Source organism: Roseateles sp. P5_E4 (assembly GCF_054049255.1).
Genome location: NZ_JBFUMS010000007.1, coordinates 192,060 through 215,304, shown reverse-complemented (window position 1 = coordinate 215,304; position 23,245 = coordinate 192,060). Strand labels below are relative to the sequence as shown.

Genomic DNA, 23,245 nt, shown 5'->3' with positions numbered 1-23,245 from the left:
GCGCTTTCGGGCGCTTTTGTGTGAGGTCCGCGGCATCAACACCGCGAACGTGGTGACAGGAACGGAAGGCCAGGCGCTTGTTCATGAGCCACAACATTGCGCCGGTGCCATCAGTCAACGCAACAGCCTCAGGCCATAGAGGCCGCCGGCGATGGAACCCGGCTTGGCGACGAAGCGCACCTCCAGCTTGCCGCCTGCGGCAGCGACGAGATCGGGCGGCAGTGGCACTTCGCGGGCATACAGCGGCTGGGCTTCGGAGGCCAGCGCCAGCTCGGCGACGACACGGCCGTTGACGACCACGTCAAAGCGCCGGCCCGCATCGCCGCTGGCCAGCATCAGGCGCAGCAGCCGGCCCTGTGCCTGCGGGTCGTTCAGCGTGTAGCCGAACCACTGCTTCGCATGCCGCCAGCGGCCGGCCGGCGCGATGCCGGTTTCGGCGCCCTCGCCCTGGAAGCTGTGGTCGGACTCGGGCTGCTGCTCGCCCGGGGCGACCTGGTCGATGGTCTGCGCGTCCAGCGCCAGGCGCTCTTCCTCGGCCTTGGCCAGCTCGGCACGCATCAGGCTCTGCTGGGCCGGCGTGGACCGCGCCCAATAGACCATGTAACGCGAGTCGTGCAGGCGGAAGAAGGGGATGAGCTGCAGCTTGTCCGCGTCCTTGCCACCCTGGATGAGGTCGGGCGCGGTAAAGGTGAGCGGCTGGCCGGGCACGGGCTTGAAGCGGCGGATGAAGTCGGCCTTGTCGCTGACGAACACCGGCGCGCTGTCCTGCGGGCAAACGGCGCCGGCCGGGACTTGGTCCCCACGCGCGCTGTCGGCCATGAAGTTCAGCGTCTCGCCCGGCTGCGGCGTCTTGGCGGCCAGCACGATGGGGCCGTGCAGCACGGCGACGTAGTTCTTCAGGCCGGGCATGGGCTCCAGCGTCGTGCGCATGGGCAGCTCGATGTCGACCCGGTCGCCGGCCTTCCAGTCGCGGCGCAGTTCGACATAGTCGCCGGGCTTGGCCGTCACCTTGACGGGGTTGCCGTTCAGCTTGACCCTCAGCGCGCCGGGCGCGACCCAACCGGGGTAGCGAACCTTGAGCGCGAAGCTGCCGGCGCCGTCCACCGTCAGCCGCGTGCGCGACTCGTCGGGGAACCGGGTGGACTGCGTGAGCTTGATGCCGCGCTCGCGCCAGTCCAGCTTGGAGGCGACGAAGAGGTTGACGACCAGTGCGTCGTCGCCCTCATGCGCGTAGATGAACTCGCCGTGACGCGCGTGGCTCTCGATGCCGGAGCCCACGCAGCACCACATGCTGTCGTCCACCTTGGAGTAGACGCGGTAGTGCTGCGGCCGCATCGGCGTGAAGTAGACCAAGCCGCCATCGCCCGGGTGCTGGGACGCGAGGATGTGGTTGTAGAGCGTGCGCTCGTAGTAGTCGGCGTACTTGCCCGTTCCCGCGCCCTGCTTCGGCCGGGCCTGCGCCAGCAGCGCGGTCAGCTTGAGCATGTTGTAGCTGTTGCAGGTCTCGGGGCCTTCCACCGCGTCGAGCATCGGCTTGAAGTCGTCGGCCGGATGGAAGTGCTCCTTGACGCTGTTGCCGCCGATCGCCACGCTGCGCTTTTCGACGACGGTGCGCCAGAAGAACTCCGCCGCGCGCCAGCCCTCGTCCTCGCCAGCCTGCTGCGCGATGCGCGCAAAGCCGATGACCTTGGGGATCTGCGTGTTGGCATGCAGGCCGGTGAGCTTGTCCTGGCCGGCCGCGAGCGGCTGCAGGATGGCCCGGTGCGAGAAGCGCCGCGCCAGCGCCAGGTAGCGCAGGTCGCCGGTCATCTCGGCCACGTCGGCCAGCACCTCGTTCATGCCGCCGTGCTCGGCGCGCAACATGTCCTGCATCTGCGCGTCGCTCAGCGGCGTGGTCAGGCGCAGCGCCCAGTCGCTCAGGCGCACGAGCATGGCCTTGGCGTCGGCATTGCCGGCGTGCACCCAGGCGTCGCGCAGGCCGGCGAACGTCTTGTGGAGGTTGTACCAGGGCACCCAGCGCCCGTTGAGTCCGAAGCTTTCGACCTTGAGCTCGCCCGCGGCCACCTGGCCCCAAGCCTTGGCGCCGTCGGGAACGCCGCCGATGTAGCCGTTGCCGAGCTTGTCCTGGCAGCGCTTGAGTTCGGCGATGAAGTAGTCCAGTCGCTTCTTGACCTCAGCGTCGCCGGTGGAGGCCCACATCAGCGCCAGCGCTGAAACATAGTGGCCGCCCATGTGACCGTCCAGGCCGTGGGACTCCCAATTGCCGTAGCTGGGCGTAGGCACCGGCAGGCCGGCCTCGCGGCGGAAGGGCGCCAGCAGGCGCTCGGGGTCGAGCGCCATCAGGTAGCGCAGGTCGGTGCTCTGCGCGTCGAGGAACGGCCCGTCCTGTAGACGTACACGATCCAGCGCAAAGGCTTGCGTCGCCGCATGCGCGCCGTGGGCACACAGCGCGAGGGCGAAGATGGCGAGAAGGCGTTTCATTGCGAGCTCCCTGTGCGAACCGCCCACAGCGACACGCCGCCGGAGGACAGCGCGCTGAAGGTCACGACGAATGCGCTGGAGTTGGTGTTCCATTGCCGGGACAGTACGCCGGCATAGGTCGCTCCGCCGCTCACCACACTCAGTTTGTTGCTGCCCTTGTGCATCCAGTTGCCTGTCATGCCGCCGCCGAGCGTGCCATCGGCGTTCAGCGTGACGTTGATCGAAGTCTTGCTCACTGCCGTGATGTCCTTGCCATGGTTGACGAGCTTGTAGTTGCCGGCCGCCTGCGCGGCGCTGACGTCGGCCGTCTGCGCCGGCGTGGCCAGGCTCAGCGGCGCGTAGCGCAGCGGCGCGACGACGAGCCAGCCGTCCTCGTTCAGATGCATCTCGTGCACCCGCACCTCGTGGACCTCGCCGGTGCCAGGGAAGCGCGTGTGAAAGATGATGAAGTACTGACCGGTGGCCGCGTCGTGGTAGGCCGAGTTGTGGCCCGGCGAGACATAGCCCAGCGCCGTGCCGGTCTCGCCGGCCGCGTTGGCGAACTGGTGGCCGCCCATCAGCTTCATGCCGTGCGGCGTGATGCTGGCGTCGTCAAAGACCGTGCCGGCCGCACCCTTGACGGTGGCCATGTCGGTGCCGGCACCATCCACGTAGGGCCCATCGGGTTGCAGGGACCGCGTCACGCGGACGTTGTAGCCGCCGGCCGCATCCAGGCCGCCGAAGGACGTGAACAGGTAGTAGTACTGGCTCTGCGGGCTGTAGAGAACGTAGGCCCCTTCAATGCGCGCATGGTTGCCGCCCATCAGGTGCCTGCCGTAGCCCTGGCCCGGCAGCGGCAGGCCGGTCGTCGCGTTCAGCTGCAGGATGAACAGGCCGCCCGAGTAGGAGCCGTAGATCATCCACAGCTTGCCCGTTGCGTCCTTGAACACCTGGGGGTCGACGACGTTGGGGTGGACGGTCGCGTCATAGACCGTGCCGTCCTCGCTGGGCAGCCCCCACATGCCCGATTTCAGCAGGATCTGCTTGTTGACGTAGGGGCCGTCCACCTTGTCGGCCACGGCCACGCCCAGCGCCGAACGCGGAGAGTCGCCCTTGCAGGCGCAGTAATACATGTAGAACTTGCCGTCGTCGAGCCTTGCGACGTCGGGCGCCCACAGGTCGGTGACCTGGGCCCAGGCGAAGGTATCCGCCAGGGCCGTCGTGACCTTGTTGCCGAACAGCGCGTTGGCGTCGTTGACGCCATCGGCCACTTTGGTCCAGTTCATCAGGTCCGTCGTCTTGGCCGCGGCGAGATGGGAGCCGAAGACGTAGAAGGTGCCGTCGGTGCGGATGACCGAGGGGTCATGCACGGCGACGTTGGCGAAGCTCACCGGTGCCTGCGAAGGCGCAGGCGCTGGGGCCGGCGCGGGCGCGGGTGCAGGTGCGGGAGGCGGAGCGGGTGCCGGCGTCGGTGCAGGCGAAGGCGCCGGCGAGTCGCCGCCGCCCCCGCCGCAGGCCGTCAAGGTGAGCACGGCTGCGCCCGCGAGGAACTCGCGTCGCTTGGGGGCGCTCATGGCTCAGCCTTCGATGGCGACGACCAGGACGGACTTGGCAGGCAGCTTCAGCGTGAGCTTGCCGCCGACGGCCTGCGCCTCATAGGCCTGCGGCGTGACCAGCGGCGCCTTGCCCAGTTCGTTTTGCGCATCCATCGCGGCGGCGGTCAGCAGCTTGCCGCGCGCGGCCTTGGCTGCACCGGCGCCGACCTGCACGCTCAGCTCGGCGGGCTGGTTGGGGTTGGCGTTGACCAGGCCGACGTAGAGCTTGCCGTCCTTGGCCCGCGCGGCCGTCACGCTCAGGCCCGGCATCTCGGCCGCGCCGACCTTGTAGACCGGGTTGTTCTCGATCTTGGCGGGCAGCGAGGTCGCGTCCTGGAAGGGCGTGTACAGCGCGAAGGCGTGGTAGGTCGGCGTCAGGACCAGCTTGTCCTTGGTCGTCTGGATCATGGCCTGCAGCACGTTGACCATCTGCGCGATATTGGTCATCTGCACGCGGTCGGCATGGGCGTGGAAGACGTTGAAGTGCAGGGCCGCGAGCAGCGCGTCGCGCAGCGTGTTGCGCTGGACCAGGAAGCCGGGGTTGGTGCCGGGGTCCGCGTCATACCAGCTGCCCCACTCGTCGAAGTAGAAGCCGATCTTCTTGCTGGGGTCGTTCTTGTCGAGGACGGCCGAGTTCTTGGCGATCATCTGCTCGATCTGCTGGACGTTGCCCAGCGTCGAGATCCATTCGCTCTCGGGGAAGCCGATGGCCGCGCCCTTCTTTTCCCAGTTGCCGGTGGGCAGGGTGTAGGCGTGGTGGGAGATCGCGTTGACGCCCGGCACGCCCTTGCTGAGCACGTCGGTCCACTCGGTCTGCATGCCGTTGCCGCCGCTGGCGATGATGATGGGCCGGTTGTGGCCGGGCGCCCTCAGGAAGGAGGCGACCTGGCGGAACTGGTCGGCGTAGTACTCGGGGCGCATGTTGCCGCCGCAGCCCCAGGTCTCGTTGCCGACGGCGAAGTAATGCACGCGGAAGGGCTTGTCGCGGCCGTTCTTGCGGCGCAGCTCGGCCAGTGAGGACTTGCCCTCGGCCGTCATGTACTCCAGCCATTCGGACATTTCCTGCGCGCTGCCGGTGCCCAGGTTGCCGTTGACGTAGGCCTCGGCGCCGATCTGCTCGACCAGGTCGAAGAACTCGTGCGTGCCAACCGCGTTGTCCTCGGGCACACCGCCCCAGTTGCTGTTGACCTTGACCGGGCGTTGCTTGCGCGGGCCGATGCCTTCGCGCCAGTGGTATTCGTCGGCGAAGCAGCCGCCGGGCCAGCGCACCAGCGGCACCTTGAGCTCCTTGAGCGCCGCGACGACGTCCTTGCGCCAGCCGCGCACATTGGGGATCTTGGAGTCGGGACCGACCCACATGCCCTCGTAAATGCCGGTGCCCAGGTGCTCGGCGAACTGACCGTAGATGTTGCGGTGGATGACGGGGCCGGGCTGGTCGGGGCTGACCACCAGCTTGATGTCGGCGGCCAGGGCGCTGGCGCCCAGGGCCAGGGTCGCCCCCAGCGCGACCACCTTGGCGAGCAGTTGCTTCTTCATCGTCTTGTCTCCTGTCGTTTGTCTTGTGTTGATCTTCAGTTGCGCGTCAGCGCGCCGTCGCGGCGGCGCCAGAGGCCACGCTCGTTCGGTTCGCGCAGCACCGGCGGCAGCAGCGCGCGCGGCATGTTCTGGTAGCAGACCGGGCGCAGGAAGCGCTGGATGGCGGCCGTGCCGACCGAGCTGCTGCGGCCGTCGCTGGTCGCCGGGAAGGGGCCGCCATGGACCATGGCCGTCGACACCTCGACGCCCGTCGGGTAGCCATTGGCCAGGATGCGGCCGACCTTGCGCTCCAGCGCCGGCAGCAGGCGGCGGGCGGCGGCGAGGTCGGCCTCGTCGTCGTCCTGCAGCTGCAGCGTCGCGGTCAGCTGGCCTTCCAGGCTCTCGATGACGGCGAGCAGTTCGTCCAGGTCCGAGCAGGCCACCAGCAGCGAGGCGGGGCCGAAGATCTCGGACTGCATCGCGTGGTTGGCCAGGAAGGCCGCGCCGGTCGTCTTGAACAGGCTGGGCGCACCCTTGCAGGCACTCGATTCACCGCGCAGCAACGTGTCCACGGCAGGCTGGCCGGCAAGCTGGTCCTCGCCGCGCTGGTAGGCGCCGGCGATGCCGGGAGTCAGCATGGTGGCGGCCGGCATGGGCTTGAGGGCCTCGGCAGCGGCGCTGGCGAAGCGGTCGAAGTCCGCGCTGGCCAGGCCCAGCACCAGGCCAGGGTTGGTGCAGAACTGGCCGACGCCCATCGTCAGCGAACCCGCAAAGCCGGTCGCGATCTCGGCGCCGCGCGCGGCTAGCGCGCCAGGCAGCAGGACGACGGGGTTGATGCTGCTCATCTCGGCGTAGACCGGGATGGGCTGGGGCCGCGAAGCCGCCGCGGCCATCAGCGCGATGCCACCGCTGCGCGAGCCGGTGAAGCCGACAGCCTGGATAGCCGGGTGGCGCACCAGCGTGTCGCCGATGCCGTGGCCGCTGCCGGTCAGCAGCGCGAAGACGCCGGCGGGCAGGTTGGACAGCTTGACCGCCTCGACGACCGCGCGGCCGACCAGCTCGGACGTGCCCGGGTGGGCCGAGTGCGCCTTGACGACGACCGGGCAGCCGGCGGCCAGGGCCGCGGCGGTGTCGCCACCGGCGACCGAGAAGGCCAGCGGGAAGTTGCTGGCGCCGAATACGGCCACCGGGCCGACGCCGACGAAGCGCAGGCGCAGGTCCGGCCGCGGCGGTGTGCGGGTGGGCAGCGCCGTGTCGATGCGGGCGTCCTGCCAGCTGCCTTCGCGCAGCAGCTCGGCGAACAGCTTGAGCTGGTTCATCGTGCGGCCACGCTCGCCTTCCAGGCGGGCACGCGGCAGGCCGGTCTCGGCCATGGCGCGCACGATCAGGTCGTCGCCCAGCGCCAGGATCTGCGCGGCGATCTGCTCCAGGAAATCGGCACGCTCCTGATCCGTCGTCGCGCGGTAGGCGTCGAAGGCGGCGCCGGCGAGCGCGCAGGCTTCGGACACCTGCGCGGCATCGACGGCGTTGAAGTCAGGGCCGATGGCTTCGTTCTTGCTGGGGTCGAAAGCCTGGAAGGGCTTGCCCGCGCCGCGCACCGGCTGGCCGCCGATCAGCGCCAGGCCTTGGAGGGTGTTGCTCATGAGGAGTCCTTAATGGGAATGGCGCGGCACGGCCGAGCCGCGCTTGCCGAGCAGGAAGTCGAAGTCGCAGCCTTCGTCGGCCTGCAGCACGTGCTGCACATAGAGGCTGCGGTAGCCACTGGCGTCCTGGGGGTCGACGGTCTGTGCCGCGGCCCAAGCAGCCAGGCGCTCGGCCAGTTCGGCCTCGGGCACGTCCAGGTGCAGGCGGCCGCCAGCGCAGTCCAGCTCGATGAAATCGCCTTCCTTGACGACGGCCAGCGGCCCACCGGCGCGCGCTTCGGGCGCGACGTGCAGCACGACGGTGCCGTAGGCGGTGCCGCTCATGCGCGCGTCGGAGATGCGCACCATGTCCTTCACGCCGGCGGCCAGCAGCTTGGGCGGCAGACCCATGTTGCCAACCTCGGCCATGCCGGGGTAGCCCTTGGGGCCGCAGTTCTTCATGACGAGGATGGAACTGGCGTCGACGTCCAAGTCGGGATCGACGATGCGCGCCTTGTAGTCCTCGAAGTTCTCGAACACGACGGCACGGCCGCGGTGCTTCATCAGCTCGGGCGTGGCGGCCGAGGGCTTGAGCACGGCACCGCGCGGCGCCAGGTTGCCGCGCAGGATGCAGATGCCACCATCGGCGATCAGCGGGTTGTCGAGCTGGCGGATGACTTCGTCGTCGTAGATGGGCGCGTCGACGCAGTTGGTCCACAGGCTCTTGCCGTTGACGGTCAACGCGTCCTTGTTCGGCAGCAGGCCGCCCTCGCCCAGGCGGCGGATGACGGCGGGCAGGCCGCCGGCGTAATAGAACTCTTCCATCAGGAAGCGGCCCGAAGGCAGCAGGTCCACGACAGTGGGCGTGCCGCGGCCGACGCGGGTCCAGTCTTCCAGCTCCAGGTCCACGCCGATGCGCCCGGCAATGGCTTTCAGGTGGATGACGGCGTTGGTCGAGCCGCCGATGGCGGCGTTGACACGGATGGCGTTCTCGAACGCCTCTTTCGTCAGCACCTTGGACAGTGTCAGCTGCTCCCACACCATCTCGACGATGCGCATGCCCGACAGATGGGCCAGCACATAGCGCCGTGCATCAACGGCGGGAATCGCGGCGTTGTGCGGCAGGGACGTGCCCAGCGCCTCGGCCATGCAGGCCATCGTCGAGGCCGTGCCCATGGTGTTGCAGGTGCCGGCCGAACGCGAGTGGCCGGCCTCGGCAGCCATGAAATCGTGCATGCTGAGTTCGCCGGCCTTGACCTGCTCGTGCAACTGCCACACGGCCGTGCCCGAGCCGATGTTCTTGCCCTTGAGCTTGCCGTTGAGCATGGGGCCGCCGGTGACGACGATGGCCGGCACGTCGACGCTGGCCGCGCCCATCAGCAGGGCGGGCGTGGTCTTGTCGCAGCCCACCAGCAGCACGACGGCGTCCATCGGGTTGCCGCGGATGCTTTCTTCGACGTCCATGCTGGCGAGGTTGCGCGTCAGCATGGCGGTCGGGCGCAGATTGCTCTCGCCGTTGGAGAACACCGGGAACTCGACCGGGAAGCCGCCCGCCTCCAGGATGCCGCGCTTGACGTGCTCGGCCAGCTTGCGGAAGTGGGCGTTGCAGGGGGTCAGCTCGCTCCAGGTGTTGCAGATGCCGATGATGGGCTTGCCCTGGAATTCATGGTCGGGGATGCCCTGGTTCTTCATCCAGGAGCGGTACATGAAACCGTTCTTGTCCTGGGTGCCGAACCACTCGGCGGAGCGTAGCTTGACCTTGCTCTTCTTGTCGTCAGTCGTCATGTGTTGTCTCGATGTCGTTCCCGGCACGCAGGTTTGCCGCTTCATGGAGCTGGCTGCGCCATGCAGACGCGGGCAGCCCGTCAAACGATGCTAGGGGCCGAGGGATACGCGATCCAATCAAATTCCACAACGTATCGATATCGAAACCGGCATCAATCAAGCCGGGAAGGCTTGCCAAACAGCGGCATGCCGTCGGCCGACCACCGCAGCGGCTTCACGAAACTGTGCCGGTCGGGGTTCCACAGCGGGTCGCCGACGATCTCGGTGTAGGTGCGGGCGTGATAGACCAGCAGCACCTCGTCGGGGTCCCGGCCCGTCGTGAAGCTGTTGTGGCCAGGGCCGAAGACGCTGTCCTCGGCGCAACTGCGCATGACCGGCTGGACGGACTTGCGCCAGCTCGCCGGGTCCAGCGGGTCGGCGCCGTCGTCCGCCCACAGCAGGCCCATGGCGTAGTTCTCGTCGGTGGCGCTGGCCGAGTAGCTGATGAAGACACGGCCGTTTCGCTGCAGCACCGACGGCCCTTCGTTGACCAGGAAGCCGCGGCACTCCCAGTCGTATTCGGGCCGGCTCAACAACACCGGCGCGCCGCCCAGTTGCCAGGGCGTCCTCATCGGCGCGATATAGAGATTGGAATTGCCCGGGATGGCCGGGTCCTTCTGCGCCCACAGGTAATAGAGCTGGCCGCGGTGCGTGAAGGTGGTCGCGTCCAGGCAGAAGCTGTCGATGCCGCTATCGACCTGGCCCATGAACTCCCAGGTGCCGCCGAGCGGGTCCCTGGCCTGGTTGCGGATCGCGTACATGCGGTGCTGGAACATGCCCAGGTGATCCAGCGCCCGGGTCGGTGCCGCCGCGAAGTAGACATACCAGGCGCCGTCGTTGAAATGCAGCTCGGGCGCCCAGACCAGCTCTGAATACGGCCCCGCGTCGGGCTTGTGCCAGACGTCGAAGACCGGCGCGTCCACCAGGGCCTCGATGGTGAGGGCACGGCGGATCTCGACGCGGTCGTACTGCGGCACCGACGCGGTGAAGTAGTAGAAGCCGTCGGCGTGGCGGCTGATGTGGGGATCGGCGCGCTGGCGGATCAGCGGTTCAAGCAGGTCAGACATGGGTACGGCGGCATAAAAAGGGGCGTTACCGGCGAGGCGCCTGCAACGCCCTGGACGAGCCGAGGGTCGTCGGGTTCAAAGCTTCCAGCGCACCGACACCCCCACCGTGCGGTCGTAGTAGCGCACGTCGCGCACCAGCGACGGGGTCTGGTCGAAGTAGTCGTGATAGGACTGGTTGAGCAGGTTGGTGACATCCACCGACATCGTCAGCTGCTTGTTGAAGCTGTAGCCGAACGAGGCGTCCAGCGTGCGCAGCGGCGCCACCCACAACTCACGGCCCGTCGTGCGGTAAGGCTTCTCGGCCAGGAACTTGCTGCGCCAGTTGTAGGCCAGGCGGGCGTAAATGTCACCGTACTCGTACAAGCCGACCAGGTTGTAGGCCGACTTGGACTGGCCCAGGAAGGGGCCGACCACGCCGTTCGGGTCGGTCTGCTTGCCGGTCATGAAGGTGTAGTTGGCCTCCAGACCGAAGCCGCCAAGCCAGCCGGGCAGGAAGTCGTAGAACTGGCGGTAGCTCAGCTCGTAGCCGTGCAGATTGGCCTTGTTGATGTTGATCGGCTGCGTGATGCGGTAAGGCACGCCACCGATCGTCGTCTCGACCGTCTGCGAGTACACACGGTTCTTGAACTTGTGCTCGAAAGCCGTGGCCGTCACCGAGCCGGTGCGGGCGAAGTAGTACTCCAGCGCCGCGTCCACATTGGTGGACTCGGTCGGTTTGAGCTGCGGGTTGCCGCCGTTGGCCGTGCCGTAGGTGACGCCGCCGCCCGGGGGCGTGAAAGTGATGCCGGGGTTGTAGTCGACGAAGTTCGGGCGCTCGATGGCCTTGCCGGTCACCAGGCGGGCGATCAGCTTGGACGTCAGCTCGGCCTTCAGCGACAGCGTCGGCAGCGCGTCGGTGCGCGAGGTGTCGATGTTGACCGGCGTGATGACGCCGGTGCTGGCATTGCGGGAGTTGCCCATCAGCTGCTGCTCGGTGCGCACGACACGCAGGCCGAACACGCCGGTCACCGGCACACCGCCGGCGTTGAAGCCGAACTTGGTGCGGCCGTAGATCGCCTGGGTCGTCTCGCTGTCGTCGAACAGCGTCATCGGGTCATAGGCCGTCAGCGCGCCGTTGCCGTTGGTCAGCAGCTTGCGGAAGGCTTCGCCGTTGTTCAGCAGCCAGTCGCGGTCGGCATAGACGTATTGCTTGACGCCGTAGTCGCCCCAGGTGGGCGGCGACACCGAGAACATGTCCGCCAGCGCGGCATCGGCCGTCGACTTGCCCACGGCCGAGAAGCTGGTCGTCCAGGGCATGGTGGTGCCGATGGACATGGCCGTGCGCTTGGCCAGGCGTGCGCCGCCGCTGACCTCGCGGAAGAAGCCGTCGCCGATGTCATAGGTCGCGTCGCCGCGCCAGTCGGTGTTGTGGCCGTCGCGCTCGCCGCGCACATCCACGCCGCCGTTGATGCGGAAGTTGGCCTTGCTGGTCAAGTCCAGGTTGGGGTAGTTGATGTAGCCGCCGCCGTCCTGCACCTTGGCCACCGTGCTGGTGGGCGAGTAGCCGGTGTCCAGGATGCGGTTGACCCAGTCGATCTGGCTGTTGGTGCGGGCCAGCTCGGTGGACAGGCGCAGGCGGTCGGTCACGTCCCAGTGGCCGCCCAGGGCCACCTGGGCATTGCTGACCGTGTCGTGCTTGGCCTGCGTGGAAGTGAAGCCCCAACCGTTGTAGTTGGTGTTGGTGACCGTGTCCATGAAGTTGGTGCCGGGCTTGACGGTCACCACCGAGGTCGGCTCGAAGACCGGCGCACCGGCCACCAGGAAGGACTGCTGGAAGCGGTGGTTGATGCTGGTGCCGAAGCCTTCCAGATAGACCTCCTTGTCGGCGCTCGGCTTCCACTGCAGCGCGAAGTTGCCGGCCAGGCGCTTGCGGTCGCCCAGGTCGAGCACGCGGCCGACGGCGTCGGAGCCGACAATGCTGCGGCCGGCGTTCGTGAAGGTCAGCGGGTCGCCGACCCATGCGCGCTCATCGTGGTACTTGCCGCGCTGGTAGGACAGGCCGAACAGGGCGCCAACCTCACCGAGGTCGGTCTTCCAGCGGTTGGAGGCCATGCCGCTCAGGTCAGGGTTGTTGACGTCGGCCTTGTCGCGGTGCTCCATGCGGCCGTTGACGACGAACTGCGCGCCCTTGAAGTCGAAGGGGCGGTTGGTGCGCACGTCGATGACGCCGGCCGTGCCGCCTTCGGGCAGGCTGGCTTCCTGGGTCTTGTAGACGTCAATGCGCTTGAGCATCGTCGCCGGCACGTCGGCCAGATAGAGGCTGCGGCCCGAGTCCGAGAAGAACTCGCGGCCGTTCAGCAGCGTGACGATGCCGCCCAAGCCGCGCACGATGACCGTGCCGGCCTCGCCGTTGCCGCGCTGGATCTGCACGCCGGTGACGCGGCCGACCAGCTCGGCCACGTTCTTGTCGGGGAACTTGCCGATGTCCTCGGCGACGATGGAGTCGACGACCTGGTCGGAATTCTTCTTGATGGCCTGCGCCGTCTCGGCCGAGGCGCGGGCGCCGGTGACGACGACGGTCTCCAGCTGCTGGTCGGCAGCGGCCGCAGCGGCCTGCTGCGCCAGCGCGCTGCCGGACAGGGCGGCCAGCGCGGCGGCGGCCGTCAGGCTCAGGGCAAAGCTCGGGAAATTCTGGAAATGGGCACGCGCATGCCGCGGCGCCAGGCCTTGTTGCTTCATCTTGTCTCCGGAAATCGTTATGGGTGCAGATCCAACCCTGGCAGCGTCGGCCTCTCGGGGGCCGGTGGCTCGGGTCTGAAATCATGCTAGGGGCCCGACCGATTCGCGACTAATCACATTTTTGGACTTCTCGATGCTGTTTTTCGCATCGTTACCGCGGGTATTTACCAGTAAGGTTGCAATGGCCCTGACGGCCAGGTGAAGGCGCGCCCCTATTATCTAAAACCGCCGCTCCAAAGCCTTGATCCATGTCCGCCGAGGTTATTTCACCACCCACTGCAAACCTCCGCCAACCGTTCGGCCTGTTTGTGCTCGCCGGCGCTGAAATGTGGGAGCGATTCAGTTTCTACGGCGTTCGCTCGCTGCTGGTGCTGTATCTGGTAGAGGCTTTGCAATATTCGCGGGCCGACGCGGTTTCGGTCGTCGGCATGTATACCGGCTCGGCGTTCTTCTGCGCCATCTTCGGCGGCTGGCTGGCGGACCGCCTCCTGGGCCAGCGTCGCGCGGTGCTGCTGGGCATGCTGATGATGATGGCCGGCCATGTGGCTCTCGGCGCGGGCCAGCCCGTCACCCTGGGCCTGGGTTTGCTGGCGGTGGGCACCGGCCTTTTCAAACCCACCACGACGGCCATGGTCGGCGCGCTATATCTGCCAGACGACGCGCGGCGCCAGGGTGGGTATACGGTGTTCTATATGGGCATCAATATCGGCGCGGCCCTGTCTGCGCTGATCGGTGGGTATCTGGCGCAGCGCCACGGCTGGGGATATGGATTCATGTCTGCCGCGGTGGGCATGGCCGTCGGCGTCGTGGTTTTCATGGCCGGCTGGCGCTGGTTGCCGCCTGTGGCTGCGCCAGCGCCCGAGCCGGCACGCGCGGCCTGGACTGATGCGCAGGCGCGGCGCCGCATCCAGGTCATCTTGCTGATGTCGCTGGTGGCCATCTGCTTTTACATCGGCTACGAACAGGCGGCTGGCGCGATGACGCTGTTCGTGCGCGACCACGTCTCGCCGCAATTCCTCGGCATCGAGCTGACCGCCGCGCAGTTCCTGGCCGTGAACCCCCTGCTCGTCATCCTGCTGGCGCCGCTGTCAGCGCGCCTGCTTTCGCGGCTGGGCTGGCCCGAGTTCCGCGTGCAGGGCCTTGGCATGCTGGTGCTGGGCCTGAGCTTCATGCTGTTGCAGGTGCTGCAGAGCCGCGCCGCGCAGGGCGAGGTCATTCCGGCCTGGATGATGGTCGGCGTCATCGGCGTGCAGACGCTGGCCGAGCTGCTGGTCGTGCCCATCGGGCTGGCCGTGGTGTCACGGTATGCGCCAGCCGGCTGGGCGGCCACGTTGATGGGCGCCTGGATGCTGGCCAAGGCCACGGCCGGCCTGCTGGCCGGCCAGCTCTATGGCTGGCTGCTGCCGACGGGGCTGTCGCTCTACGGGGTGGTGACCGCCATCGGCATCGCCGGGGGCCTGCTGCTGATCTCGGCGTCCGGCGCACTGCGGCGATACGCCGGCATGGGCGACCTGCGCCCGGGCTGAGCGTCAGCTGGCGACCTTGAGCGCCGCCTGGTGCAGGCGCACCATGTGATAGGGATCGGGCTGCGCATCACGGCAGCCGCCGCTCTTGCAGGGCAGGGCATCGGCCGCGCGCCAGCCGCCATGCTCGGCGTCGATGAGCTGGGTCTTGATCAGCCCCTGCGTCTGCTCGTAGCGCCGCCACAGGTCGTTGCGGCCCGTGGCCTGGCCCGCGACGAGCAGGGCATGCAGGCATTCGGCCTGCTGCCACCAGCCCTTGTGCGCGTCGGCCTTGCCCCCGTCCGGGAAGGCTTTCAGGCCGCAGCCGCCGTCGATGTCGTCATAGCCGGTGGCCAGCGCATAGGCGAGCACCCGCTCGGCCACCTGGGCATAGATGGGCGACACCAGCGCGCCCTTCATCAGCAGATGGCTCCATTCGAACTGGTGGCCGATGTCGATATAGCCGCCGGCTTCCCGCGTCGGCAAGGGCTTCCAGCCCTCGTCGTACCACTCGGGGATGTGGGCGCTGCCCTCGGCCTGTCCTTGCAGCAGCTTGTAGGCGACGAAGTCGCCCAGGCGCCGGGCTCCGGCCTCGACGGTCTTGTCGCCGGTGGCATCGCGCAGGGCCAGCAGCGCCTCGAACATGTGCATGATCGGGTTCTGCGTGCGCGCGCCCGGAATGGGCTTGAAGTCACGCTCGCATTCGTTGTAGAGGCCACCGGCCGGCTCGAAGAAGTTGAGTTCGATCTCGCGCCAGGCCTGCAGGGCCGCATCGCGATAGCGCACATCGCCTCCAATGCGGTAGATCTCGGCCAGCGCCAGCAACGCAAAGGCATGGCCGTAGGCGCGCTTGATCGAGGCGCGCGGGATGCCGTCCGCTCCCACGGTGTGGAAGAAGCCGCCATGCACCGGGTCGCGGAAGCGCTGCAACAGATAGTCGGCGCCCCGCCGGGCCACCTTGAGATAACCCGCATCTGGGATGAACTCATGGCCAGCGGCGAAGGCGTAGACGAGGCGGGCCTGGCCGATCAGCTCGAGTTCCGGCTGGGGCTGGGGCTGCCAGGCGCGGTTGAAGGCCAGCTGGAAGCTGCCGTCGGGCCGCAGCGCATGACCATGCCAGTGCAGCAGCAGGGCCTCAAGATCGTCCCGGTGCCAGCCGGTATCGATGCGGTTGCGGATGCGCGCATCCGGGTCGCTGCAGGCGGCCAGGGCGGCGAGCAGCGCGAGGACAGACCGGCGGTCGAGCTTCACGTCAACGACCATGGGGCCAGGTGGCCCGCTTGGTCGGTCCCTTGCTCGACCTGCCGCGCGCGGTCCAGAGCTTGTAGGCCGCCGGCGTCAGCTCGCGCTTGAGCAGGGCCACCAGCTCGCCATGCCCGATGCCATGCATCAGCAACACCTTGGTGTAGGGCGGTGTGTCCTCGAACGCGGTGGCGATGACACGCTTGACTTCTTCTGGATTGAGCTTGGGTGCGGGCTTGGCCATGCTCGCATTCTGTCAGCCGAAGCACCGGGCTCACCCCGCCAATGCGGGGGTGGGGCCCTTCGCCCAAGCGGCCAGTGCCGTCCTACAGCGCCTGTGCCGTCGCGCTGGCACCACGCCTCGGTGCGGCACGCCAGCATCGGGGCCATTGACTGACCCATCGGCTCACGCCGCTACAGCCATGACCTCTTCCACTCCCGTCGTGACCCTGACACCCAAGCCCGTCGCCGCACCCAACCGGCGGCCCGCCCTGTCACTGCTGGCCTCCGAGCCGGCGCGCGCCACGCTGGAAGCCTGGGCCGCGTTGATGCAGTGGGGCAAGACGCCCAGCCAGGTCGGCGCCGGCCATACCGTGGTGCTGTTCCCGGGCCTGGGAACGGACGGCCTGACGCTGTGGCCGCTGCGCCGGCATCTGGAGCGCGCCGGCTTTCGGGCGCTGGACTGGGGGCAGGGCATGAACACCGGGCCCAAGGGCGACGTCGATGCCTGGCTGGAGACGTTGGCCGACAAGCTGCACGAGCGCGTGGCGCCGGCACGCGAGGTCAGCTTCGTGGGCTGGAGCCTGGGCGGCTTCTATGCGCGCGAGCTGGCCAAGCGCTGGCACGACCGCGTGCACCACGTCGTCACCATCGGCACGCCCTTCAATGGCAGCGTCGACGACACCAACGTGGGCTGGCTGTTCCGCCTGCTGAACGGGCGCGAGGCCCCCGCCGAGGCGGCGCTGCGCGAGCGCCTGGCGGAGCCGCCGCCGGTGCCGACGATCTCGCTGTACAGCCGCCGCGACGGTGTCGTCTCGTGGGAAGCCTGCACGCACGCGCGCCGCTGGCCGCTGGCGCGAGACATCGAGGTGCAGGCCAGCCATATGGGCATGGGCTGGGCGCCCGAGGTGCTGAACCACGTGACGGGCGTCCTGGGCTGCCGCCGCCAGACCACCTGAGTTCGCGGGCCGAGCGCCGGGCCGCTCCCTAGCCGCGCTGGCGATGTGCTCGCGGCTCGATGCCGCGAGCATCGCCGTGCCCTCGGGGCTGAGGCCGGACACATCGCGCCCAGTGGGCGGGATGTGCCTGCCGAAGAGCTGCGGCACCTGCCGCGGCGCGGTCTGCAAGACCGACCAGGGCGCCCGCGTTCAGCGAGGCGGACTGGACGAGGGGCTAACGGTCAGCCGCCGCGCGTCACCGGCATCGAGACCCTGTCGGCCGGCAGCTTCATGTGGCTGGCCAGCTCCAGCTTGGCGAGCGAATTGCGGTGCACCTCGTCCGGGCCATCGGCCAGGCGCAGCGTGCGCTGGTGTGCCCACATCATGGCCAGCGGCGTGTCGTCGCTGACGCCCATGCCGCCGAACACCTGGATGGCCCAGTCGATGACCTGCAAGGCCATGTTGGGCGCGACGATCTTGATCATCGCGATCTCGGCCTTGGCGACCTTGTTGCCCACCGTGTCCATCATGTAGGCGGCTTTCAGCGTCAACAGGCGCGCCTGTTCGATTATGCAGCGCGACTCGGCGATGCGCTCCTGCGTGACGGTCTGCTGGGCAATCGTCTTGCCAAAGGCCGTGCGGGCGATGGCGCGTTCGCACAGCAGCTGCAGGGCGCGCTCGGCGGCGCCGATGCTGCGCATGCAGTGGTGGATGCGGCCCGGGCCCAGGCGCCCCTGCGCGATCTCGAAGCCACGGCCCTCGCCGAGCAGGATGTTGCTGGCGGGCACGCGCACATTCTTCAGCTCGACTTCCATGTGGCCGTGGGGCGCGTCGTCATAGCCGAACACGGACAGCGGACGGACCACCGTGATGCCCGGCGCGTTCGCCGGCACGACGATCATGGACTGCTGCTCGTGGCGGCCGGCCTCTTCGTTGGTCTTGCCCATGACGATGTAGACGGCACAGCGCGGGTCGCCAGCACCGGAGCTCCACCACTTGCGGCCGTTGATGACGTAGTCATCTCCATCACGCTCTATGCGGCATTCGATGTTGGTGGCGTCGCTCGAAGCCACGGCCGGCTCGGTCATCAGGAAGGCCGAGCGGATCTCGCCGCGCAGCAGCGGCTCCAGCCATTTGTCCTTCAGCCCCTCGGACGCATAGCGCTCCAGCGTCTCCATGTTGCCGGTGTCAGGTGCCGAGCAGTTGAAGACCTCGGGCGCCCAGAACACGCGGCCCATGATCTCGCACAGCGGCGCATATTCGAGGTTGGACAGGCCCTCGGGCGCGCGGGCGGACTTGGGCAGGAAGAGGTTCCACAAACCGGCCGCGCGGGCCTTGGGCTTGAGCTCCTCGATAACCTTCGTAGGCACCCAGGGATTGCCGGCGCGACGGTTGGCAGCCACCTCGTCGAGATAGCGCTTCTCGTTCGGATAGATGTGCTCGTCGAAGAAGGCAAGCAGGCGCTCACGCATCTGCGCGACCTTGGGGCTGTAGTCGAAGTTCATGGCGCGGCTTCTTTCGAGTGCGGGGTGCGCCAGTGTGGCCCAGCGACCCGCGGGCGCTTGTCACTCAGGTGGCAGAGCCTGGCAATGGCGCGGCAATGGGTCGCGTTGCCAGGCCCTAGCCCAGCAGCTTCTCTTCGGCCAGCGCCAAGGCCTCCGGCTTGCCGCTGATGACCAGGGTGTCACCACTGGCCAGCGTCGCGCCGTCAGCAAGCAGGCCTTTGCCGTTGGCGCGTCGAAGTGACACCACGGCGACACCCAGGGCGTGCAGGGCCAGGTCGTCCAGCAACTTGCCGGCATGCAGGCTGGCGGTGGGCAGCGTCACCGACGCCAGGCGGGCCTGGTCGAGCTCGTCGGCGGTGTCGTCGTCGGCGCCGTGGAAATAGCCGCGCAACAGGCCATAACGCTTGTCGCGCGCATCGCGCGTGATGCGGATGACGCGGCGCATCGGCACCCCCACCAATGCCAGCGCATGCGAGGCCAGCATCAGCGAGCCCTCGATGGCCTCGGGCACGACCTCGGTGGCGCCGGCGGTCTTGAGCCGCTCGAGGTCGGTGTCGTCGATGGTGCGCACGACGACCGGCACCCTGGGCGCGTGGGCTCGCACGAGGTCGAGGATCTTCAGTGCCGACGGCGTGTCGTGGTAGCTGACGACGACCGCGCTGGCGCGCGCCAGGCCCGCGGCCATCAGGCTCTGGACCTTGGCCGCGTCGCCGAAGACGACGCTCTGGCCCGCCGCCGCGGCCTGGCGCACGCGGTCCGGGTCCAGGTCCAGGGCCATATAGGGAATGTGTTCTCCCTCCAGCAGCCGCGCCAGGTTCTGGCCCGAGCGGCCGTAGCCGCAAATGATGACGTGGGCCTCGGACTGGATGGACTTCTTGGCGATCATCGTCAGCTGCACCGACTGCATCAGCCAGTCGCTGCTGGACAGCTTCATGACGATGCGGTTGCTGTACATGACGAGGATGGGCGTACCCAGCATGGACAGCACCATGCTGGCCAGCACCGGGCTGACCCATTGCTGCGCCACCAGGCCGTGCTGCGTTCCAAGCGTCAGCAGCACGAAGCCGAATTCGCCGGCCTGGGCGAGGTACAGGCCCGTGCGCAGCGCAACGCCCGGCGGTGACTTGAACAGGCGGGCCAGGCCGGCGATCAGCGCGAACTTGGCCGCCACCGGCGCCAGGGTGAGCAGGATGACCAGCCACCAGGTGTCCACCAGCGGCCGCCAGTCCAGCTTCATGCCGATGGTGATGAAGAACAGGCCCAGCAGCACGTCGTGGAAGGGCCGGATGTCGGTCTCCACCTGGTGGCGGTACTCGGTCTCCGAGATCAGCATGCCGGCCACAAATGCGCCCAGGGCCAGGCTGAGTCCGAAATGCTCGGTCAGCCAGGCCAGGCCGAGCGTGACCAGCAGCAGGTTGAGCATGAAGAGCTCGTCGCTCTTGCGCCGCGCCACCAGCGTCAGCCACCAGCGCATCACCTTCTGGCCGCCGTAGAGCAGCAGGGTCAGCAGGGCCGCGGCCTTCAGCCCGGCCCAGGCCAGCGCGCTCATCATCTCGCTGCCGGTGCTGTTCAGCGCCGGGATCAGCACCAGCAGCGGCACGACGGCCAGATCCTGGAACAGCAGCACGCCCATGACGAGCTTGCCGTGCGGACTCTCCAGCTCCAGCCGCTCGGCCATCAGCTTGACGATGATGGCCGTCGAGCTCATGGCCATCGCCGAGCCCAGCACCAGAGCCCCCTGCCAACCCATCTGCCAGGCGCTGCCCAGCATCGCGAAGCCGGCGATCAGCAGCGCATTGCCGAGCATGGCGCCGGCAATGGTCAGCGCCACCTGCGCCATGCCGATGCCGAAGACGGCCGTCCTCAGCGCGCGCAGCTTGGGCAGGTTGAATTCCAGCCCGATGGCGAACATCAGGAAGACGACGCCGAACTCGGCCAGGTACTGGATGCTGGCGGAATCGTGGGCAAAAGCCAGGGCGTTCGGCCCGATCAACACGCCGACGGCCAGATAGCCCAGCATGGGCGGCAGTTTCAGCAGGCGGCAGGCGACCACCCCCAGCACGGCGGCCACGAGATAGAGCAGGGCGAGGTCGAGGGAGGTCACCCGCGGATGGTATTCGTCACCTTCGCTCGCTGACTGGGGATAGTTCGGACCGGCAACGGCGCGGTACGTCCCTATAGTTCGCGCCGCCCAGGTCGCCGCGGGCTCACACCCCGGCAAAGACGACCCGGCGACACCGGTTCGCGCCGTCGAAGAGCGGCGCGTGTGATGCAACAGGGAGATCTCATGTTTACGTTGAAGGAATGGGCGCGGCGAGCTGCGCTCGGCACGCTGCTGGCCGCCACGGCCTTGTTGGGAGGCTGCGCCAGCGCCTATCTGGACGGCAGCACCAAGGAAATTGCAGCGGCGCAGTTCAAGAAGCCGCCGGCTCCAGCGCCGGTGCAGGTGCTGTTCGACTTCCAGACCAAGGGGGTGGCCAACGCGCAGGCCACGGCCATGCTGCGTGATCGCGTCTCTGCCCAGGTGAAGGCCAGCGGCATGTTCAGTGAAGTGGGCAGTGCCGCCGTGCCCAATGGGGCCGTCCTCAGCATCACGCTGAACAACGTGCCGCTGACCGACAACGCCTTCTCCAAGGGATTCGTGACCGGACTGACCTTCGGCCTCGCCGGCTCGCAAGTGTCGGACGGCTACATCTGCACGGCCACCTACCGGGCGTCGGGCGACGCCGCACCCGTCGTCAAGCAGGCACGTCACGCCATCCACACGACCATGGGCGCGGCCGCGACACCGGGCAATGCCACCAAGATGCCCAACCTTCAGGAAGCAGCGTTCCAGATGACCAACCAGGTTGTCAGCAACGTGCTGAACGACATTTCCCAAGACCCCAGCTTCAAGTGAAGGACGACCGAACCATGATCCATGCCTTGCTCTCCTCCCGGGCCACCACGCAGCGCCTGACCCTGGTCGTCTTGCTGGCCGCGTTGACGGGCTGTGCGTCCGTGAAAATGCCCGCCCCGGCGCCCAGCGCCGCCAACGCCGAAAAGCTGCGCGCCACCAAGCTCGTGCCCGCCCAGGTCGGCAGCTTCAAGCTCGCCGCCGGCAAACCGGCCGAGATGGACACCACACTGGGCGGCCTGCGTGGCTCGTCGCTCAGCCCGGCAGGCGGCAGCTTCGCGGGCCAGTTGCGCGATGAGATCGCCGCTGAGCTGACGGCCGCAGGCCTGCTGGACTCGAAGTCCAAGATCGTCATCGAAGGCCAGTTGACCGACAGCATGGTCGATGCCGGCATGAGCACCGGCAAGGGACGGCTGGCCGCCAAGATCCAGATCAAGCGCGAAGGCAAGACGGTGTTCGACAAGGAAGTGATTGCCGAGTCCACCTGGGAATCGTCCTTCGTTGGCGCGATCGCCCTGCCGGCAGCCATCAACCAATACGGCGCGCTCTACAAGACCCTGGTCGGCAAACTGTTCGACGACGCCGACTTCAAGCGCGCACTGGCCACCCAATAGGGTCGCTGCGCCCGTCCTTTGAACCCGGCCCCAGGCCGGGTTTTTTTGTTGCCCGACGCGGTACGCCGCCGTGAAATCCGGCACCCGAAACCGTTGCCATGCATTGCATGCATGGGCGCATACGGACTTGGCTAGACAAGCGCCGCCGAGGGACCGGAGCTTCGCGCTACCGTTCGGCCCACTCAAAGTTACGGAGCGTTTCATGCCCAACCTGTCCTTTGTTTCGCCGACGCGAAACAGCCCGTGGGGAACCTATCTGTCGCAGATCGATGCGGTCGAGCCCTACCTCGGCGGCCTGGCCCGCTGGGTCGAGACGCTGCGCCGCCCCAAGCGCGCGCTGATCGTCGACATCCCCATCGAGATGGACAACGGCAGCATCGCCCATTTCGAGGGCTACCGCGTGCAGCACAGCCTGACGCGCGGCCCGGGCAAGGGCGGTGTGCGCTACCACCCCGACGTCACGCTCGAAGAAGTGATGGCCCTGTCGGCCTGGATGACGATCAAGAACGCCGCGGTGAACCTGCCCTATGGCGGCGCCAAGGGCGGCATCCGCGTCGACCCCAAGCTGCTGAGCCTCAAGGAGCTGGAGAAGATGACGCGCCGCTACACCAGCGAGATCGGCATCATCATCGGCCCGCAGCAGGACATCCCGGCGCCGGACGTCAACACCAACGGCCAGATCATGGCCTGGATGATGGACACCTATTCGATGAACACCGGCGCCACGGCGACCGGCGTCGTCACCGGCAAGCCCATCGAGCTGGGTGGTTCCCTCGGCCGCGTGGCCGCCACCGGCCGCGGCGTCTTCGTCGTCGGCCGCGAAGCGATGCGCCGCCTGGGCCAGCCGCTGGAAGGCGCGCGCATCGCGGTGCAGGGCTTCGGCAACGTCGGCTCCATCGCCGCCAAGCTGTTCGCCGCCAATGGCGCCAAGGTCGTCTGCGTGCAGGACCACACCGGCACCATCCTAAACGAGAACGGCTTTGACATGCAGAGCCTGCTCGACCACGTGGCCGCCTACAAGGGTGTGGCGGGCTTTGCCGGTGCCGACAAGATCAGCGACGAGAACTTCTGGGACGTGGCCAGCGATGTGCTGATCCCGGCCGCTCTGGAAGGCCAGATCACGGCCGAGCGCGCCAAGCGCATCAAGACCCGCCTGGTGCTGGAAGGCGCCAACGGCCCGACCACGCCGGACGGCGAGGCCGTGCTGGCCGACCGCGGCATCGTCGTTGTGCCCGACGTGATTGCCAACGCCGGTGGCGTGACGGTGTCCTATTTCGAGTGGGTGCAGGACTTTTCGTCCTTCTTCTGGACCGAGGACGAGATCAATGTCCGCCTGGACAAGATCATGATCGGTGCCTTCAAGCACATCTGGGAAACCAGTGAGCTGCACAAGATCACGCTGCGCACCGCCGCCTTCACGGTGGCCTGCACGCGGGTGCTGCAGGCGCGCGAGGAGCGCGGCCTGTACCCGTAATCCGCGCTGGGCCCCGCCCATGCACCGCCGCCAGCCGCCGCAAGGCCTGGCGGC

16 protein-coding genes are annotated in these 23,245 nt (G+C 67.9%); 5 read left to right on the top strand and 11 right to left on the bottom strand.

Annotation, left to right across the window (positions count from 1 at the left end):
- Positions 1 to 114: 114 nt before the first annotated feature.
- The 7 genes from ACXJLH_RS15605 to ACXJLH_RS15575 form a co-directional block, all read right to left on the bottom strand.
- A complete protein-coding gene (locus ACXJLH_RS15605; protein ID WP_056191230.1) occupies positions 115 to 2,481 on the bottom strand; it encodes a glycoside hydrolase family 127 protein in 2,367 nt (788 codons plus the stop codon).
- Positions 2,478 to 4,034 (bottom strand): glycoside hydrolase family 43 protein, encoded by a 1,557-nt coding sequence (locus ACXJLH_RS15600; protein WP_082532317.1) that lies wholly within the window; start codon positions 4,032 to 4,034, stop codon positions 2,478 to 2,480. The genes ACXJLH_RS15605 and ACXJLH_RS15600 overlap by 4 nt, the downstream gene beginning before the upstream one ends.
- Before the next feature lie 3 nt (positions 4,035 to 4,037).
- On the bottom strand, positions 4,038 to 5,591 hold the full coding sequence (locus ACXJLH_RS15595) for an alpha-N-arabinofuranosidase (protein ID WP_056191226.1): 1,554 nt from the start codon (positions 5,589 to 5,591) through the stop codon (positions 4,038 to 4,040).
- Positions 5,592 to 5,626: 35 nt separating this feature from the next.
- Positions 5,627 to 7,213, bottom strand: a complete 1,587-nt coding sequence (locus ACXJLH_RS15590; protein WP_056191224.1) for an aldehyde dehydrogenase (NADP(+)) — start codon at positions 7,211 to 7,213, stop codon at positions 5,627 to 5,629.
- Between the two features lie 9 nt (positions 7,214 to 7,222).
- The gene (locus ACXJLH_RS15585) at positions 7,223 to 8,977 is read right to left on the bottom strand and encodes an IlvD/Edd family dehydratase (protein ID WP_056191223.1); all 1,755 of its coding nucleotides are present in this window, start codon (positions 8,975 to 8,977) and stop codon (positions 7,223 to 7,225) included.
- A gap of 152 nt (positions 8,978 to 9,129) precedes the next feature.
- Positions 9,130 to 10,083, bottom strand: a complete 954-nt coding sequence (locus tag ACXJLH_RS15580) for a glycoside hydrolase family 43 protein (protein WP_457445064.1) — start codon at positions 10,081 to 10,083, stop codon at positions 9,130 to 9,132.
- A gap of 75 nt (positions 10,084 to 10,158) precedes the next feature.
- The gene (locus ACXJLH_RS15575; RefSeq protein WP_457445062.1) at positions 10,159 to 12,801 is read right to left on the bottom strand and encodes a TonB-dependent receptor; all 2,643 of its coding nucleotides are present in this window, start codon (positions 12,799 to 12,801) and stop codon (positions 10,159 to 10,161) included.
- A gap of 248 nt (positions 12,802 to 13,049) precedes the next feature.
- Between ACXJLH_RS15575 and ACXJLH_RS15570 the strand changes: the two genes are divergently transcribed.
- Positions 13,050 to 14,327, top strand: a complete 1,278-nt coding sequence (locus tag ACXJLH_RS15570) for a peptide MFS transporter (protein WP_457445060.1) — start codon at positions 13,050 to 13,052, stop codon at positions 14,325 to 14,327.
- A 3-nt stretch (positions 14,328 to 14,330) separates the two neighbouring features.
- Here the strand turns inward: ACXJLH_RS15570 and ACXJLH_RS15565 are convergent, their stop codons facing one another.
- Both ACXJLH_RS15565 and ACXJLH_RS15560 read right to left on the bottom strand, forming a co-directional pair.
- Entirely contained in the window at positions 14,331 to 15,554 is a 1,224-nt protein-coding gene (locus ACXJLH_RS15565; protein ID WP_235531767.1) for an AGE family epimerase/isomerase, read from the bottom strand.
- Position 15,555: 1 nt separating this feature from the next.
- Complete coding sequence (locus tag ACXJLH_RS15560) at positions 15,556 to 15,789, bottom strand: DUF2805 domain-containing protein (protein WP_056191214.1); 234 nt, start codon at positions 15,787 to 15,789, stop codon at positions 15,556 to 15,558.
- A gap of 178 nt (positions 15,790 to 15,967) precedes the next feature.
- Here ACXJLH_RS15560 and ACXJLH_RS15555 point away from each other — a divergent pair, with 178 nt between their 5' ends.
- Positions 15,968 to 16,723, top strand: coding sequence for an esterase/lipase family protein (locus tag ACXJLH_RS15555; protein WP_056191212.1), 756 nt, complete (start codon positions 15,968 to 15,970; stop codon positions 16,721 to 16,723).
- 221 nt (positions 16,724 to 16,944) lie between these two features.
- Here ACXJLH_RS15555 and ACXJLH_RS15550 read toward each other — a convergent pair whose 3' ends face one another.
- Positions 16,945 to 18,207 (bottom strand): acyl-CoA dehydrogenase family protein, encoded by a 1,263-nt coding sequence (locus ACXJLH_RS15550; RefSeq protein WP_457445057.1) that lies wholly within the window; start codon positions 18,205 to 18,207, stop codon positions 16,945 to 16,947.
- A gap of 115 nt (positions 18,208 to 18,322) precedes the next feature.
- Positions 18,323 to 20,311 (bottom strand): cation:proton antiporter domain-containing protein, encoded by a 1,989-nt coding sequence (locus tag ACXJLH_RS15545; RefSeq protein ID WP_457388735.1) that lies wholly within the window; start codon positions 20,309 to 20,311, stop codon positions 18,323 to 18,325.
- A 183-nt stretch (positions 20,312 to 20,494) separates the two neighbouring features.
- Here ACXJLH_RS15545 and ACXJLH_RS15540 point away from each other — a divergent pair, with 183 nt between their 5' ends.
- From ACXJLH_RS15540 to ACXJLH_RS15530, 3 genes are all read left to right on the top strand, one after another.
- Entirely contained in the window at positions 20,495 to 21,106 is a 612-nt protein-coding gene (locus ACXJLH_RS15540; protein WP_157280991.1) for a hypothetical protein, read from the top strand.
- Between the two features lie 14 nt (positions 21,107 to 21,120).
- The gene (locus tag ACXJLH_RS15535) at positions 21,121 to 21,717 is read left to right on the top strand and encodes a hypothetical protein (protein WP_457445055.1); all 597 of its coding nucleotides are present in this window, start codon (positions 21,121 to 21,123) and stop codon (positions 21,715 to 21,717) included.
- A 202-nt stretch (positions 21,718 to 21,919) separates the two neighbouring features.
- Complete coding sequence (locus ACXJLH_RS15530) at positions 21,920 to 23,191, top strand: Glu/Leu/Phe/Val family dehydrogenase (protein WP_457353454.1); 1,272 nt, start codon at positions 21,920 to 21,922, stop codon at positions 23,189 to 23,191.
- Positions 23,192 to 23,245 lie beyond the last annotated feature (54 nt).